The following is a 16,862-nucleotide window of genomic DNA, read 5'->3' as shown; positions in this document are numbered from 1 at the left end:
GAAACGCTTCCGTTTGCGGACTCGGACCCTGCTAGCACCCAGCATTCGCTCTTGCCAGCAACTCGCCAATCGGCGACCATCCCCCACCGAAAACCCGTGCCTGAGAAAAAAGGCGGCATCCGTGCCGCGGGCACTCTCCTCCTTGAACCGTTCGTCCGCCACTCAAATGGTGGGTGACGACATGGCTAGTTCGCAAACAAACTCCTCCTTTATTCTCGCCGCCTTCGCACTTAGTGCCGTGGGCTGCCAGGGGTTTGCGCAGCCTGAACCAACGCCCGTCGTCCTGATGCCCACGCCGGTGTTCGCCGCTCCGCAACAAATGGTGATGCCCGAGCAAGTGGTCGTCCCCAGCACGGGCGTCCCGGGCTTCCCCGAGTCGTACACCGCGGTTCCGCAGATTGGTGCGCCGCCGGGGGCGGTTGCCCCGAGCGTGATCCCCGAACCAACGACCGCCATCGCCCCGCAACTCGGCCTTCCCGTCGCCGACACCACGAAGCCCGGTCTGCCGAACCCGCTGAAGGTCCCCGTGACCAATCACGACTTCGCGTGGGATCAAATCGCCGACGTGGTGAGCGACTATTTCCCGATCGCTAGCGAGCAGCGAGTGCACATCGATCCGCAAATGTGGACCGAGGGTCGCATCGAAACCCCCTACCAGATCGGGGCCACCGTGTTCGAACCTCAGCGCAAAGACAGCGTCGGCGGGTTCAATCTGTGGCAGAGCACGCTGCAGACCATTCGACGCCGAGCGGTGGTTCGCGTCGTGCCCGAACCCGATGGCTACTTGATCGACCTGCAAGTCGTCCGCGAACTCGAAGACCTTCCTCGCCCCGAAGCGGCGACCGCGGGTGCAGCGACGTACCGCAATGATAGCTCGCTACCCATCGCCAACCGCGGCTTTGTAAGTCGCAGCGACTGGTCGCAGGACTGGATCATGCTGGGTCGTGACATTCCGCTCGAGCAGAAAATGCTTGGCGAAATGCGCGAACGTTTGTCCCTCGCGCCCCAAGGAGCGATGACGCTCACGCCGACGCAGTAGTGCAGTTATTCGCCCGCCCTAGCCCATGACGGAAGTCTTGGGTTCGCGTAAACCCAAGACTTCCGTCATGGGCTATTCGTCACGTACTGCGATGCGTTAGTCCCCTCTCCCCGTCCCTCACCCGAGGGACGGGGAGAGGGGACTAGAGCTCACACTCCCAGTGCCACAACGGGCTGCGACGTGGGGTTCGACTCAGCTTCGGTGGCTACGGGCAGCTTCAGCGTGAACGCCGTGCCTTTGCCTACCGTGCTCGCAACGCGAATGCGGCCGCCGTGCGATTCGATGATCTCGCGGCATGCCGAGAGTCCGAGTCCGGCACCCCCTTTGCCCGAAGCATCGGGACCACTCTTGGTGCTGAATCCCGACTCGAAGATTCGGTGCAGCACCTCGGCAGTCATGCCGGCGCCGGTGTCGCGGACGGTGAGTTCCACGAAGTCCGAACTCGGCTCGTGGGTCAGTTTCAGGATCACCTGCCCACCGGATGGCATCGCCTGGCGGGCGTTGGTCAGCAGGTTCACGAGCACCTGCTGAATCTGGTTACCAACGACCATCGCTTTCGGGACGGTGTCGAAGTTCCGTTCGACCGACACGCGGTACTTCATCAGCTCGCGTTCGAGCAGCACCATCGTCTCGTCGACGATCTCGGCAAGGTTCGTTGGTGCAGGGTCGGTGCTGCGATTACGAGCAAGCCCGAGCACGCTGTTGGTGATCTTGTTCGCCCGCTCCGCCGCGCCGAGGATCTTCTCGAGGGCTTTGGTGCGGGTTGGTTCGTCCGTGTGGCGTAGTCCCATCTTCGCGTAGTTGAGGATGGTGGTCAGCACGTTGTTGAACTCGTGCGTCGTGGTGCTAGCAAGCTCACCCAGCGCCGCCATGCCCTGCGCCCGGCGAAGTTCTTCCTTCGCCTGACGGAGCTGGTGCTGGAGGTCGGAGATGTTGACCGACTCGCCCGCTTGCATTGCATTCTCCCACTCGTTGAACCAAGTTGCCCGTAAACTCCGCCGTGCCCTGCTCGCTCGCCTAGGTTGCCGCACCAAGGCCAAGCTGCCCGAACTTCGTGGGCGACAGGGCTTAACGTGTTACCAAATCGCCCTTTAGCACTATTAGTCACCTATCGTCGGATTCGCGTGGGCAACTCAAGCACAACGAACTAGAATGCCGCCTCGCAAGCTTCCTCCAACGATGGCACTCCATGATCGCCGGCAAACTATTCAACGAGGCCATTGCTATTCTCCAGCAGCAAGGCTTCGAGATTCGCTACGAGCACCTCGGTGGTAGCGGCACGGGCTACTGCCGGGTGGGGAATCGTCAGTGGGTGGTGGTCGATGTGGCGCAGCCGGTCGAGGAACAACTCGAACAGCTAGCCGCCGCGATCGCCTCGGAGCCCTTGCCCGCCAAGACCACCCTGCCCGCCGAACTTCGCACGCTGGTCAAGCGAAATCCGGTCCGCTAAAGGGCTCGTTGGCTAAGCGAGTAAAGTCGCACATTGCCAACATTTCATTGGGTGCGACATTACTCCTTTTTCGCCCAGCGAGAGCTTCGTTCTAAGTTCCACTCTTAGAACACGTTACGAAGCTCGTCGTGCAGTTGCTCGTAAGAGTAAAGTCGCAGGGGGTAACCGCAGGTGCGACATTACTCTCGCTGGGTAACGGGGATGTCATCCTGAAGGAGCCTTAGCGACTGAAGGATCTCGCTTGCCATTGGGTTCCAGCCGGAAACGTTTCACTCGCAAAGGCGCAAAGACGCCAAGGCGATGCTCAGGAAGTCTTCCAAGCTCGCATTTTGGACGCCGTATCTCTGTTTCAAATTGTCAAAGAGCTAAAACCATCTAAAAAGCAGTACGTGTTCATGAGAACACACTCGAAGCGCGCTTTCTAGTCACATTTTGGAAAAAAATGGAAATAGTTTGAGGGTGAAAAACGAGGGAAAAAGTGAAGGTAGGCCGCGATCAAGCTCCGCGCCGATCCGGCGCTTTACGGTGGAAGATTGAGGAGAACGCGACACCATTTCTAGTACCAGTTGGCCACTGGCGGAGTGGTCGCCAGATCGATGCAACCAATTGCCGGGTCGGCGCGGAGCTTGACCCGGCCTACACGACTTACGGTAACGCGCGAGTTCCTTCATGCCTTCTTCACCGTTCGCGCCGTACTTCCTTCATCACATCTTTACGACCGCCGTTTAACTTCTCTTCGGTAGGAGCAAGCGCGGCTCGCGGCTTGCACTTGGAGTTTTCACCGGGAGATGGGTTCTAATGTTTCGCAACTGGGTCTTTGGCTGCGCGGCGGGTGTCGTCGCAGGGAGTGCGCTCGGCGTTGGTTCTTGCAATGCCGCACCAATTCACGGGGCGATTAACGTCACCCAGCTCAACGGCGGCAATGGCAGCTTCGCCAATGCCAGCCCCTCGGTCGCCATCTCGGCGGTGGTGAAGGCGGGGAACTTCAACGTGTTCGACGCCAATCGTGGCGACTACGACGTTGATTTTGTCCCCGGCGTAAACGATCACACCTACGGCGTGCCAATTGTTTCGGTGGCGCAGAACGGCCGCGACAACACGGTGCCTGCTGGCCAGACGCCTGCGGAACCTCTGCCCGGCACTCGTTTCGCCACGCCCGCTGTTTCCCGCGCCGCCGGACCGTCGGACGTCGATGGATTGCCTTACTACTACCTGCCACTGTTCGACGCGCCGACGGGGGAAGAGACCAACGCGAACTTGGCGGTGGCTTACTTTCCGTTCGACAAGTACCTGAGTGGTTTCGCCCTGAACTCGGCGAACAACGCGATCATCACCAGCGTCACGGGAAGTCCGTCGATCGCGCTGGGGACGCATGTGGTGAACGATCCGGCGGTCGCGAATGGCCTATCGACTATTGACCTCCGCACGCTCATTGCGCCGACCACCGGTACGCTGGCGACTAGCTCGAATGGCGTGCTGCTGGTGAATGGCGCGAAGAACGAAGACAACTACGCCAAGTCGGCCGCCAACGCCGATGGCACGTTCACGCTCGACGTGAAAGACAACGGCGACAACGCGGGTGGGCAGGAGAACGATCCCTTCGCGTTCGTTTACGTTCCGCTCAACGACCCGTCGACCGCCGCCGTGGGCCGCATCAATGGCGACGCCGGAACCATCGTCGGTAGCGGCGAGTACTCGGTCAGCGAACTCGGTGCGGGTCGTTACCTGCTTGAGATCCCTGGCGAGACGGACGCTACTGGCACGCTGATCGTGAGCGTCGAGAACAATCAGCCCTCGAGCGGCACCCTGATGCTCGACAACATCAACACCTACGAGTGGGACGGCACTCTGAGCGGCTGGGTCATCCAAACCCGCGACCTATCCGATCACGATCCCGCCAACCTGAACATCATCCCCTCGCTGCAGAACATCGGAGCCGGCGAAGCGGTGTTCAGCTTCGCGTTCTTCAACAACACCGTGGTGCCCGAGCCGGGATCGATGGTGATCTGTGGGTTGGCGCTCGTTGGATTGGGGCTCGCGGTGCGGCGTCGGTAACTCTAAGTAGGCCGCGATCAAGCTCCGCGCCGATCCGGCACTTCACGGTTGGAAGTTAGAAACCAACACGTCATCGGATCGGGTTTCGGTTCCATCAATGGCGATGTTTGAAGCCAAACCGAGGCAGCCAATAGCCGGGTCGGCGCGGAGCTTGACCCGGCCTACGGTAGGCGTGTCCGGCAAGTAGGCCGCGATCGCTCCGCGCCGATCCGGCACTTCACGGTTGGAAGTTCGAAACAAACACGACATCGGATCAGTTTTCGGTTCCATCGATGGCGATGTTTGAAACCAAACCGAAGCGGCCAATAGCCGGGTCGGCGCGGAGCTTGACCCGGCCTACGGTCCTACGCGCGTTTGATGACTCTTAGGAGCACGATCAACAGGATCGCGCCGACCGTGGCGACGATGATCGAGCCGAGGAGGCTTCCGTTGTCGGAGAGGCCCAGCGCCCCGAACACAACGCCGCCGATGAGGGCGCCGAGGATGCCGACGACGATGTCGCCTATGACACCAAACCCGCCGCCGCGCACCAATTGCCCCGCAAGCCAACCCGCGACGAGTCCAATCAAGAGGAACCAGACGATTTCCATGAAAGTTGCACCAAGTTAGAGGAGAGGTTGAGTAGGCCGGATCAAGCTCCGCGCCGATCCGGCGCTTCACGATTGGAACCTTATTTCCCACACGACATTGGTAAGGGCCCGACGACATTCTACTCGATGGCGAAGTTAGTAGCGAACGGGTGGCAGCCAATAGCCGGGTCGGCGCGGAGCTTGATCCGGCCTACGTTGGTTCGCCCCAGTCGCGGTCAATGTCAAGGCTTTGAGGTACTTGGCCGCCCCACTCGCGTTCGTACTGCCCTTGCTCTACGAATCGATGAAATGACGACCACGGATAGTCCTGCACACGATCCACCAATGCATGCTTCCTTGGGTTCCAGTGGATGTAGTCCACGCAGCGTTCTAAGTCTTCTTCGTCGGTCACCAAGTGTTCCCAGAACCGAGGTTGCCAAACGCCTCGCTCGTGTCGTTCGCGCTGCGAGGTGGTCACTCGTGCTTCGGGGAGGCCTTCCGCTAGCCAGCTTTCTGTGAATTCTTCTTTGATCCGCCGCATTCGAAGCGAATAGTCGGCATCGGCAGAGGGAAGTTGCATTACCAGATGCCAATGATCGGGTAGCAGGACATTCGCGACCAGATCGAATGAATGCGAAGATCGAACCTTCTCAATGGCTTCGCGAAGCAATCGGCGTCCCGGTTCGGTGGTCAAGATCGGTCGCCGACGGTACGAAACGACGGTGAAGAAGTAAGTCGCCCCCGCCACATAGTACCGACGAAAATCCGACATAAGAACTCGCAAGCTTAACGCCTGGAAGATTGAGAAGAACCTGACATCGTATCCACGTTCAGTTTAGTTGGTGGCAACGTGCGAGCCAAACTTTGGCAACCAATAGCCGGGTCGGCGCGGAGCTTGACCCGGCCTACGGAAGACGTGTCGAGCAAGTAGGCCGGATCAAGCGGAGCGCCGATCCGGCGCTTAACGCCTGGAACGTTGAGAAGAACCTCACATCGTATCGAAGTTCAGTTTAATTGGTGGCAACGTGCGAGCTAAATGGTGGCAGCCAATTGCCGGGTCGGCGCGGAGCTTGACCCGGCTTACTCCTGTCGGCAGTCGCGGAGGGAGGTGTTGGGGTGGACGGCGGCGGTGTGGGGTTTGGGGGTGCCGATGCGCTGCGACAAGTAGATGCCGGTGTGGCCGCTGAAGAGGTAGGCGAGCGAGCAGGCGGTGGCGATGTAGAGGGCGTGCTGGGCGCCGAAGAGTTCGAGGCCCATGATGGTGCAGGCGATGGGGGTGTTCGTCGCGCCGGCGAACACGGCAACAAAGCCGAGCGCGGCGAACAGGTCGATCGGTGCCCCCATCAGCACGGCGATCGAGTTGCCCATGGTCGCGCCGATGAAGAATAGCGGCGTGACCTCTCCTCCTTTGAATCCGCTCGCGAGGGTGATGGCCGTGAAGAGGATCTTCCACCACCAGCTAAAGGGGTGAGCGCCGCCGGCTTCGAAGCTCGACAGGATGCTCACGCCGTTGGGTTCGCCCGGAATCGAGTGCACGCCGAGGCCCAGGTAGTCGCGCGTGCCTAAGAGTTGCACGAGGAGGATGATTGCCAAACCGCCGACGACGGGTCGCAGGATGCCGGGCTTCAGCACGCGCTTGAGGAAGTGTTGCAGGCCGTGCGTTAGTTCGGCGAACAGCACGCTGGCGAGGCCGAACAGCACGCCGGCGACCGCGACTTTGCCGAGCAGCCAGGGGTCGATGGTGGGCAGCGTTTGGATGACCTGGTGGTAGTCGGTGTGCCCGACGCCCCACGCCGCGCACGACCAATCGCCGACGATGCTCGCCAGCAAGCAAGGAATGAGGGCTTCGTGTGAGATACGTCCGATGGCAAGCACTTCGAGCGCGAAGATCGCACCGGTAACCGGCGTACCGAACACACCACCAAACCCCGCGGCAACGCCAGTCATCAGCAAGGTGCGTCGATCGATATCACTCAGCTTGAACCATCGCGCAGCACTCGCGGCGATGCTTCCCCCCATCTGCACGGCGGTACCTTCGCGACCCGCCGAGCCACCAAACAGATGCGTCACCACGGTGCTGATGAGGATCAGCGGTGCCATGCGTGCCGGCACGCCGCCGCCGGGTTCGTGGATTTCGTCCATGATCAAGTTGTTGCCAGCCTCGGAGTTCTTGCCGACCGAGGCGTAGAGCAAGTAAATGCCAACGCCGGCGAGTGGCAGAAAGTAGAGCAACCAAGGATGATCCCACTGCATCTGCGTGGCGACATCGAGCGAGGAGAGAAACAGCGCACACGCCGAACCGACCAGCGCGGCGACTGGAATGGCGAGCGCCATCCACTTGAGCACGTGGACGGCGAGCGAGAGTTGATCGCGAAGTTGAAATCGGAAGAACATGGACGTATCCCAACGAGCTATTTCGCGGGAAAGTCCTCGCCGGCAGACGGCCAGCAAACACGCTCCCACAACCGCACTGTTTCAGGTGCACTTGTAGGAGTTATCAGCTCGGCTGGCAAGAACCGGCGGTTATGGCGAACTCCATCGCCGTTCGAAGATAGTAAAGGATAGCTCGCGAAACGGGGTGAGGCAAGGCGAAGGGTTGTGATGTAGGCCGCGATCAAGCTCCGCGCCGATCCGGCGCTTCACGATTGGAAGAATGAGGAAATCGCGGCATGGATTCGTTTGGAAGTTTAATTGGTGGCACGGTGGGGACCAAACAGTGGCAGCCAATTGCCGTATCGGCGCGGAGCTTGATACGGCCTACTTCTACTGCTTGTACAAACCCTGCTCGATGATGTAGTCCCAGACTTTGTTCGGTAGCATCGCGGCGACGATGTCGCCGTCGGCGATTAAGGCTCGGATGGCGCTGCTGGAGACGGGCATCTCGGGCATGGTGACTTGGGCGGCGCGGATTTGGTCGACGCGCTGGGGAGAGCAGATGGAGAGCAGCGCGTCGAACTTCGGGGTGGGTTCCCCCGCGCGGGCGACTACGAGTGGCGTGGCGAGGGCGACGATCACCTCGGGCTCGCGCCACTTTGGCAAATCATGCAGAGCGTCGGCGCCCATCAGGAAGTAGAGCTCGGTGTCGGGGAGTTGCTCGTGGATTTCGCGCAGCGTGTCGACGGTGTAGCTGACACCGCCGCGGTCGATTTCGAGCGAGCTGACTCTCCAAGTCGGTTCGTCCTCGATGGCGAGTTCGAGCATCGCCAGGCGGTCGGAGTCGCTCGCCACGGGGCCGTGCTGCTTGAACGGTTGTTTTGCGGCGGGGAGGAACCAGACTTGGTCGAGATTCGCACCCTGCTGGCAGGCGCGCGCGAGCTCGACGTGCCCGCGGTGCACGGGGTCAAAACTGCCGCCGAAAAGTCCAAGTCGCATGAGGGGGCTGGGGGGTTGGGGTGCGAGACTGGTATGGTAACAGGGGTGCGACTGGCTTGCCACTTGGTCGGAAGAATTAGTCGCGTGGGGTGGCTGGGGTCGAGTCCTGCGAGCCCCCAGAATCGCAAAACTAACCACAGAGAACACGGAGGTCACGGGAGGAAGAAAAGAGAAGAATAGGACGCGGATGAACGCGGATTTGGCAGGATGGTCGCGGATTAAAATTTAAAGGGCTTGATTCGAAACGCTTCACGCATTTGGTCCTTTGAACAAGTAAGACGATTAACCGTTCGAGAAAACTTATCCGCGTTAATCCTGCTCGATCCGCGTTCATCCGCGTCCCATTCTGTTGCCCCTGAGTTCTGGGTGTCCTCTCTCCGTCCATAGCGTTGGATCCACTGTTGAATTACCACGGCCCTAACGGGCCCCGCTCGCTTTTGTTTTTATGCCACAGCAGCAAAGTTTGTTTGATACTTCGCCTCCCGTGTGGGAGCTCGACGATGCCGAGCAAAGGCGGGTTGCGCGGGTGGTGTTGTCGAGTGGGCCGGCGGGGGAGTTTGATTATTTGGTGCCGGACCAGTTCGCCGACGCGCGGAAGCCGGAGTTTCTGGCGGAAGCGGGACGGCGGGTGAGCGTGCCGCTCGGGCGGGGCGACCGGGCCGTCGTTGGTTACTGCGTCGATGTGAGCGTCACCACGACCGGCGGGCGAAAACTGAAATCACTCGCGGGGGTACTCGACGCGTCGCCGCTGCTCTCGCCACGCATGCTGGAGCTCGGTCAGTGGATCGCCGACTACTACATGACGCCGCTGGGGCAGGTGCTGGAGTGCATTCTGCCGGCTGGCGTGCGTGGCAAGGCGGGGACGCGCGAGACGACGTTATTCTCCGTGCCGACAAAAGTTGCCGCGCGGCTCACAACGCTCGAACTGCCCGAGAAGCAGCTCGCCGTGCTCAAGGTACTGGCGGGTAGCACGAAGCCGCTCACCATGAAGCAACTGATGATGCGGGCCGAGTGCACGTCAGGGCCAATCAACACGCTGCGGAAGAAGGAGCTGATCGCGTCGCGCGTCGAGCGGATCGACACCGACCCGCTGCTCGATCAGGAGTTCACTCGTCGCGGACCGATGACGCTGAACCCGGCGCAAGTCGCGGCGCTCAAGTCGATCACGGCGGCGCTCGATTCGCGAAGGCCGCGGACGATGCTGCTGCATGGCGTGACGGGGAGCGGCAAGACGGAAGTCTACATCCAGGCGATCGAAAAGGTGGTGAGCTTTGGGCGACAAGCGATTGTGCTGGTGCCCGAGATTAGCCTGACGCCGCAGACAGTCGGGCGTTTTCGTGAGCGTTTCGATCGCGTCGCCGTGCTGCATAGTCATCAGAGTGACGTCGAGCGGCATCGCCAATGGAAGCGGATCGCGTCGGGGGACGTGCAAGTGGTGGTCGGCGCGCGGAGTGCGATCTTCGCCCCCACACCGCACTTGGGACTCGTTGTGATCGACGAGGAACACGAGACGTCGTTCAAGCAGGACACGGCACCACGGTACCACGCGCGTGATGTGGCGCTCGAGCGAACGCGGATGGATAAGGTGCCGCTGGTGCTGGGGAGTGCGACGCCATCGCTCGAAACTTGGCAAGCAGCGCAGTCGGGGCAGTACGAGTTGATCTCGATGCCCGACCGCGTGTCGAACCTGCCGCTGCCCGAAGTTCGCGCGGTCGACTTGCGTCGCGAAGAGCATCGGCAAGGTTCGCGCGGCGCGATTAGTCGCCCGCTGTCTCAGGCGATGACGGTGGCGCTGGCGGATGGCGGGCAGGTGATGTTGCTCTTAAATCGGCGTGGATATTCGACGCACGTGCAATGCCCCGCGTGTGGGTTCGCGCTCAAGTGTCCCGATTGCGACGTGTCGATGGTGTACCATCGCCAGGCGAATCACGTGGTGTGCCACTGGTGCGACCGCACCGAGCCTCCGCCAACGTACTGCCCCGACTGCAAGGATGCCAACATCCGTTACGGCGGTTTCGGCACGCAGAAGCTCGAGGCCGAGGTTGCCGCGCGCTTTCCGAATCACCCGGTGCTGCGAATGGACACCGACAGCATGCGGCGGCCGGGGAGTCACGAGCAGGCGCTCGACTCGTTCCGCAATGGCGAGGTCGATATCTTGCTCGGCACGCAGATGATCGCCAAGGGGCTCGACTTTCCGAACGTGACGCTCGTTGGCGTGGTGAATGCCGACACGTCGCTCCACTTCCCCGACTTCCGCGCGGCCGAGCGGACGTTCCACTTGGTGACGCAGGTCGCCGGTCGCACGGGGCGTGGCGAGCGCGGCGGGCGAGTGCTTGTGCAAACGCTGTCGCCCGACCACCCGGCGATCGTCGCGGCGATGAACCACGACTACGAAGGGTTTGCCGCGAGCGAACTCCCCGAGCGCGAGATGCTCGGCTATCCGCCTTATGGCCGAATGGCGAGGTTGGTGATTCGCGGGCCGGTGGACAAGGTGACGCTGGCCGTCGGCGACGACCTAGCGGCGAAGGTCCGCGAGGCGTGCCGCGAGGTGCGGGTGATTGGCCCCGCGCCGTGTACGATCGCGAAGCTCCGCAATTTGTTCCGCTACCACATTCTTGTGGTCGCCCCCAACCGCGAAACGCTCCGCACAGCCCTCGCCCCGCTCGCCGGCAAACTGAAACTGCCAGAGGACGTGCAGTGGATCGTGGATATTGATCCGATCGACATGATGTGAACTGGGGACGTGGGCTTGGGGCTGGAGATTGGAAGCTTGCTTTCTTGCTCCCTCTCCCCCGAGCTGCTGGCGGAGTAAACTTCGCATCGGGCAGACTATGACCAGCAGCTTGGGGGAGAGGGTTGGGGTGAGGGGCACAGCGTGCGAGCAAACTCCCCCCTCACCCTAACCCTCTCCCCCACGATTTCGCGGCATGACGTAAGCCAATACTCGACTCGCACTTCGCGAAATCGCAGGGGAGAGGGGACTCAGTACACTGCACTGCCGTTGGCTGTAGTCGCAGGTCTCCTCTACAATTAGGGGATCGCTGCTAGCAAGCCGTCCCCCTTCCGCATTCCCAATTCCGCCTTCCGCAGTTGTCCTACACCACCTTTAAACGCGTGTTTGGCGAGTCGAGCCTCGAGCGGAAGTGCCGCTGGTGGTTTGGCATTTCGTTGGGTTTGCTGATTTTCTTGAGCTTCTACTTTTACGGGGCGTACGCCAAGCGGCTGATCTACGAGCAGAATCGCGAGCTGGGCAAGCAGCTGGTTCGTACCGCGTTTACCGATGCCCATCGCAGCATCGACCCCAAGATGATGGCCCTGTTGGACGCCGATCCATCCGCGGCGATCGAAGGAAGCTCGACTGCCGACAAGGCGATCGCGGACGACTTTTCCAATTGGTATCGCGATATTCTCGACGAGGGAAGTTCCTACGGCACCGACTTCAAATGGGATACCGTGTTGCCGCCGAACGACCGGGGGCTGAATCCACCGCAAGGGGATGAAGAGAAGCGGTTGATGGCGCTCTATAGTGCGCACACGCTCACGCCCGAACCAGACGAAGAAGAAGAGGACGCCAACTCCCCGACCACCAGCAACGGTAACGGCAATCAGGAACGCGACAAGCTCCTGCCAAAGGACGTGCTCCCCTTCGACCGAGTCGTCCCCATCCAGAATCACGAGGTGTACCAGTACTACTATCCGATGTACGCCCGCGGCGAGTCGTGCGTGGCGTGTCATCGATACCTCGGCTACTCGGCTCGCAAGAATCTGAAAGATGGCGAGCTGCTGGCCATCATGCGGATCTCCTTCGATCACGGGCCGACTGCCAGCAAGCTCGCACGCGGCGAAGCGATCCTGTGGACCGCGGCCATCATCACCGGCTTCCTGTCGATGCTGATGCTCTGGGCCGTCGTGCGGTACGTGATCGTGAAGCCGGTGCAGCATCTGCGCGACGTGGCGAACGCGGTCCGCGAGGGCGACGTCGACCAACGGGCTGAGATCTACACCGGCGACGAGTTCGAAGAACTGGCCGCCGCGTTCAACCGAATGGTTCGCCAACTTTTGCGGCAGCGCGACGAGCTGGGCGAAGTGAACAGCGAGCTTGACGGCAAGCTCGACGAGCTCGCCCAGGCCAACATGCGGCTGTACGAGCTCAACCGCATCAAGAGCGACTTCCTCGCGACCATGAGCCACGAGCTCCGCACACCGCTCAACAGCATTTTGGGCTTTAGCGAAGTGCTGCAGGACATCGACTCATTGAGCGACAAGCAAAAACGCTACGTCGGTAACATCCGCCGCAGCGGCGCACTGCTCCTAGAAATGATCAACGACATTCTCGACCTCGCGAAGATGGAAAGCGGGCGGATGGAGATCCGCGCGACCGAGTTCCGCATCGAGTCGATCGTGTCGTCGCTGTGCGACATGGCAAGGCCGCTCGCCGAGAGCAAGAACATCGACCTCGAATGCACGTTCGAGGCGAAGCTCCCCAGCGTGGTGCAGGACCAAGCAAAGGTGCAGCAGATTCTGAACAACCTGCTGTCGAACGCCATCAAGTTTACGCCCGAGGGTGGCCGCATCACGATCAACTCGTTTACGGACGACTCGGGCATGCTCGGGGTCGAAGTGGCCGACACGGGCATCGGCATCAGCGAAGCCGACCAGCAACTGGTGTTCGAGAAGTTCCGCCAAGGCACGGCCGCCCTCCCCGGCGGCGACGCCATGACCCGCGAGTACTCGGGCACCGGCTTGGGTTTGTCGATTGTCCGCGAGTTGTGCCGTCTCTTAGGTGGCGAAGTCACGCTGTCGAGCGTCGTCGGCAAAGGCAGCACGTTCACGGTCACCCTGCCCTGGAAGATCGAAGCCACGAGCGACCTCGACGCCCAACTCAAAGAACAAGTCGCCGCGCTGAACCGCCCCCACGTCGGCGACTACATGACCCCGCCGAAGGTAGAAGCGAACGGAACGAATGGCGCGGTGAAGGGCGACGCGGTGAAAAGCGACGTGGTGACGAGCGACGGAACGAAGGTGGACGCCGCGAACTCCGGCGGGGCGAAGCAGCGGGACGCGGGGTGAGTGATGGACGGAACCGAAACGGTCTGGGTCGTGACCGGAGAACATGGTCGAATTCCAGGTGGCATCTTCAGAACCGAAGAACTCGCCAGAGAGTTCATTCAGCGTTACTCCCTCACCTGCACCTTGTCTGAGTATCCACTCGACGAGTCAACCTACGAACATGCGCTGCGAAATGATCTCTTCAGACCACGCAAGCCGCATGAATCAGAGCCTAGATTCATTGCTGAGTTCGCACCTCGCCTTCCACATTACCACTTTCAGAACGGATCGGATGATCCGCTGACCTTCACTTGGGAATAGTGAGTTCCCAACCTCCGGTCGCTAACGCTCCCGGCTCGCCTTAGAGCGCCCGCTCGCGCACCCTCAACGAATCTCCTCCCACCGGTTAGAATGCCACTCCCACTCACCGCATCAAACTCCTTACGCATTCCACTCGCTCCATGATCCATCTTTTCACCGACGGCGGATGCAGTGGAAATCCCGGCCCGGGGGGCTGGGCGTTTGTGCTACGGCACGTGCCGACCGGCAAGGAGATGGAACAGTCGGGCGGCGAGCGAGAGACCACCAACAATCGCATGGAGCTCACGGCGGTGGTGAAGGGACTCGAGGCCCTCAAGAAACCCTCCGAGGTCGAGCTGTTCACCGACAGCGTTTACGTCGGCAAGGGGATCAGCGAGTGGATGCCCAAGTGGAAAGCCAACGGCTGGCGGCGCAAAGAGGGCAAGAAGTGGGCCGAGGTGAAGAACGTCGACCTGTGGCAGGAACTCGACGCCCTCCTGGCCGAGCACACCCTCAAGTACACCCGCGTCGCCGGGCATAGTGGGCACCCCGAGAACGACCGCTGCGACGTGCTGGCCGTGGCCGCGTACCAGAAGTACCTGTGAACGCCCCAAAAAGCCCACGCGGTGCTTGTGAATGTCCAATGACGAATTAACAATGACCAATGGAACAAATCTCCTAACTGGTCATTCTTAATTCGTCATTGGTCATTCTTTGCCTACTCCCCTCGAAACCCTCGCAACGCCCATTGCCGACGTGGTGGCTCTTCGGCCGCCGCAGCAACAGCAGCTTGCGCGGCTCGCGATGCGATCGGTGGGGCACTTTCTGTTCAACTTCCCCCGCGACTACGAGGACCTCTCCGACCTTCGCCCCATCGACGAACTCGAAGAGGACGTGCTACAGACTGTTCGCGGTACGGTGGTCGAGGTCGATAGCCGCTCGATGGGTTTCGGAAAAAGCCGTGTTGGCGTGTTGATTTCCGATCGCGATCTCTTGCTCCGCGCGACATGGTTCAACCAGCCGTTCATGCGCGAGAAGTTCAAGATGGGGCAGCGCGTCCAAATGTCGGCGAAGCCCAAGATGCGGGGCGGCCGATGGGAGATGTCGCACCCGCACACCGTCTGGCTCGGCGACGAGTTCGCCGAGGCCGACAAGCAGACACCCACGAGCGATCTGCAACCGATCTACTCGCTGACCGAAGGGATGACGCAGTACCACATGCGGCGCATCGCCGGCGAGGTGGTGCCGAAGTTCGCCGATGTGCCCGAAGAAGTGCTCCCCGAGCCGGTGCTCGCGGCGTACAACCTGATGCCGATTGGCGAGAGCCTCCGCGCGATTCATTTGCCGATGAACATGGAAGAAGTAACCCGCGCACGGCGGCGGTTCATCTTCCAGGAACTCCTGGTGCTGCAACTCGCCCTCGCTGCGCGCCGGCATCAGCAGCGAGTCAACTTCCGCGCGCCGGCGCTGGAAGTCTCGGCACAAATCGATGCCCGCATCACCAGACTGCTCCCCTTCGCCCTCACGCCCGGGCAACGGCGTGCAATCGACGAGATTGGCGTCGACCTCAATGCCACGACGCCGATGAACCGCCTGCTGCAAGGCGATGTCGGCAGTGGCAAGACACTGGTCGCCGTCTACGCTTTGCTCGCCTGCGTCGCGCATGGGCATCAGGCGGCGCTGATGGCCCCCACCGAAATCCTCGCGCGGCAACACGCCCACACGCTCGAGCGGCTGCTCGACGAAAGCCGCGTGCGGTATCGGTTGCTGGTAGGCGGCCTCAAGTCAGGCGAGCGCGAGCAGACGCTTCGCCAAATCGCCGCCGGCGAACTCGACCTGCTGATTGGCACGCACGCCCTGTTGCAAGAGCGTGTGCAGTTCAAAAACCTGGGCCTCGTCGTGATCGACGAGCAACACAAGTTCGGCGTCGAACAACGCGCAGCCCTCCGCCGCGGCGATCAATCGCCGCACTACTTGGTGATGACGGCGACTCCAATTCCGCGTACGGTGAGCATGACGCAGTTCGGCGACCTCGACGTCTCGACGCTCAACGACATGCCCCCCGGCCGCCAGCCGGTGAAGAGCTACGTCGTTGGCCCCAGCGAGCAGGAACGTTGGTGGCACTTCGCGCGGAACAAACTCCGCGAGGGCCGCCAGGCGTTTGTCGTCACGCCGTTGGTCGAAGAGTCCGAGAACATCGCCGCGAAGAGCGTCGACCGCGCGTTCGAAGAGCTCACCAGCGGCGAGCTGGCCGACTTTCGCGTGGACATCCTGCACGGCCGTATGACGCCCGTCGAGAAAGACGAAGCGATGGAGCGTTTCCGCCGTGGCGAGACGCAGGTGCTCGTCGCTACGACCGTCATCGAAGTCGGCGTCGACGTGCCCAACGCGTCGCTCATGATTATCGCCTCGCCCGAACGTTTCGGCATCGCCCAATTGCATCAGCTTCGCGGCCGCGTGGGGCGTGGCATGCACCCAGGTTACTGCGCGGTGATGATCGACGAAGAGGTCCCCGACCCCGTCCGCGAGCGACTACAGAAGTTCGCCGACACGTCGAGCGGCTTCGAACTCGCCGAGATCGACTTCGCCCTCCGCGGCCCCGGCGACTTGTTCGGCACGCAGCAGCATGGCGTTCCGCCATTCGTCATCGCCGACCTGGTGCGCGATGCCGAGATTCTCGAGGAAGCCCGTGCCGCCGCATTCGAACTTTTCAAGCAAGACCCAGGTCTCGCGAACCCCGAACACGCCAAGCTCCGCGCACAAATGCTACGCCGGTACGGGGCAGCGCTCGAACTAGCGGACGTGGGATAAAACGCGTCCTGCGGCTGCCTTTGGGCCGACCGGCTTGGTCGCTTCTCGCCCACACGTCTGCCACCATCGGAACCGACAGCAGCGAATATGCCGGTCGGAAGCCCTGCGAAAGTGGGGTCAACTCTTTGGCTCGATAATTGCCATAAGTGGGGTCCGTCCACCGCGTGCGGCTCGCCGAGTCGCGCGGTGGCATACTCGACCTTCTCTGAGCCCTCGG

Annotated in this window: 13 protein-coding genes and 1 riboswitch; of the genes, 8 read left to right on the top strand and 5 right to left on the bottom strand. The window is 61.4% G+C overall.

Annotated elements, in window-relative coordinates:
• Positions 1-181: 181 nt before the first annotated feature.
• Positions 182-1,039, top strand: a complete 858-nt coding sequence (locus SH292x_RS03020) for a hypothetical protein (protein WP_442484104.1) — start codon at positions 182-184, stop codon at positions 1,037-1,039.
• A gap of 149 nt (positions 1,040-1,188) precedes the next feature.
• Here SH292x_RS03020 and SH292x_RS03015 read toward each other — a convergent pair whose 3' ends face one another.
• Positions 1,189-1,995, bottom strand: a complete 807-nt coding sequence (locus SH292x_RS03015; RefSeq protein WP_442484103.1) for a sensor histidine kinase — start codon at positions 1,993-1,995, stop codon at positions 1,189-1,191.
• A 233-nt stretch (positions 1,996-2,228) separates the two neighbouring features.
• On the opposite strand from SH292x_RS03015, the gene SH292x_RS03010 reads away from it, so the two are divergent.
• A complete protein-coding gene (locus SH292x_RS03010; protein ID WP_442484102.1) occupies positions 2,229-2,489 on the top strand; it encodes a hypothetical protein in 261 nt (86 codons plus the stop codon).
• A gap of 798 nt (positions 2,490-3,287) precedes the next feature.
• Positions 3,288-4,544 (top strand): PEP-CTERM sorting domain-containing protein, encoded by a 1,257-nt coding sequence (locus SH292x_RS03005; RefSeq protein ID WP_442484101.1) that lies wholly within the window; start codon positions 3,288-3,290, stop codon positions 4,542-4,544.
• Between the two features lie 344 nt (positions 4,545-4,888).
• On the opposite strand, the gene SH292x_RS03000 is transcribed toward SH292x_RS03005, so the two are convergent.
• From SH292x_RS03000 to nadD, 4 genes are all read right to left on the bottom strand, one after another.
• Positions 4,889-5,134: a GlsB/YeaQ/YmgE family stress response membrane protein gene (locus SH292x_RS03000; RefSeq protein ID WP_442484100.1), complete on the bottom strand. Its 246-nt coding sequence runs from the start codon at positions 5,132-5,134 to the stop codon at positions 4,889-4,891.
• A 190-nt stretch (positions 5,135-5,324) separates the two neighbouring features.
• A complete protein-coding gene (locus SH292x_RS02995; RefSeq protein WP_442484099.1) occupies positions 5,325-5,885 on the bottom strand; it encodes an REP-associated tyrosine transposase in 561 nt (186 codons plus the stop codon).
• Between the two features lie 308 nt (positions 5,886-6,193).
• Positions 6,194-7,507: a voltage-gated chloride channel family protein gene (locus SH292x_RS02990; protein ID WP_442484098.1), complete on the bottom strand. Its 1,314-nt coding sequence runs from the start codon at positions 7,505-7,507 to the stop codon at positions 6,194-6,196.
• Between the two features lie 87 nt (positions 7,508-7,594).
• A riboswitch (Fluoride riboswitch) is annotated at positions 7,595-7,665 on the bottom strand.
• 211 nt (positions 7,666-7,876) lie between these two features.
• Positions 7,877-8,485, bottom strand: coding sequence for a nicotinate-nucleotide adenylyltransferase (nadD, locus tag SH292x_RS02985; protein WP_442484097.1), 609 nt, complete (start codon positions 8,483-8,485; stop codon positions 7,877-7,879).
• Between the two features lie 445 nt (positions 8,486-8,930).
• Here nadD and priA point away from each other — a divergent pair, with 445 nt between their 5' ends.
• The 5 genes from priA to recG all read left to right on the top strand — a co-directional run bounded on the left by priA (position 8,931) and on the right by recG (position 16,645).
• Entirely contained in the window at positions 8,931-11,219 is a 2,289-nt protein-coding gene (gene priA, locus SH292x_RS02980) for a replication restart helicase PriA (RefSeq protein WP_442484096.1), read from the top strand.
• 356 nt (positions 11,220-11,575) lie between these two features.
• Positions 11,576-13,555, top strand: a complete 1,980-nt coding sequence (locus SH292x_RS02975) for a sensor histidine kinase (protein WP_442484095.1) — start codon at positions 11,576-11,578, stop codon at positions 13,553-13,555.
• Between the two features lie 3 nt (positions 13,556-13,558).
• Positions 13,559-13,855 (top strand): DUF7710 domain-containing protein, encoded by a 297-nt coding sequence (locus SH292x_RS02970; protein WP_442484094.1) that lies wholly within the window; start codon positions 13,559-13,561, stop codon positions 13,853-13,855.
• A gap of 140 nt (positions 13,856-13,995) precedes the next feature.
• Positions 13,996-14,439, top strand: a complete 444-nt coding sequence (gene rnhA, locus SH292x_RS02965) for a ribonuclease HI (RefSeq protein ID WP_442484093.1) — start codon at positions 13,996-13,998, stop codon at positions 14,437-14,439.
• Positions 14,440-14,548: 109 nt separating this feature from the next.
• Positions 14,549-16,645: an ATP-dependent DNA helicase RecG gene (gene recG, locus SH292x_RS02960; RefSeq protein WP_442484092.1), complete on the top strand. Its 2,097-nt coding sequence runs from the start codon at positions 14,549-14,551 to the stop codon at positions 16,643-16,645.
• The last annotated feature ends 217 nt before the right edge of the window (positions 16,646-16,862 follow it).

The organism is Aeoliella fuhlenseeensis (genome assembly GCF_052161615.1).
Classification (GTDB): Bacteria; Planctomycetota; Planctomycetia; order Pirellulales; family Lacipirellulaceae; genus Aeoliella.
This window is presented reverse-complemented; position numbering and strand designations above follow the sequence as displayed.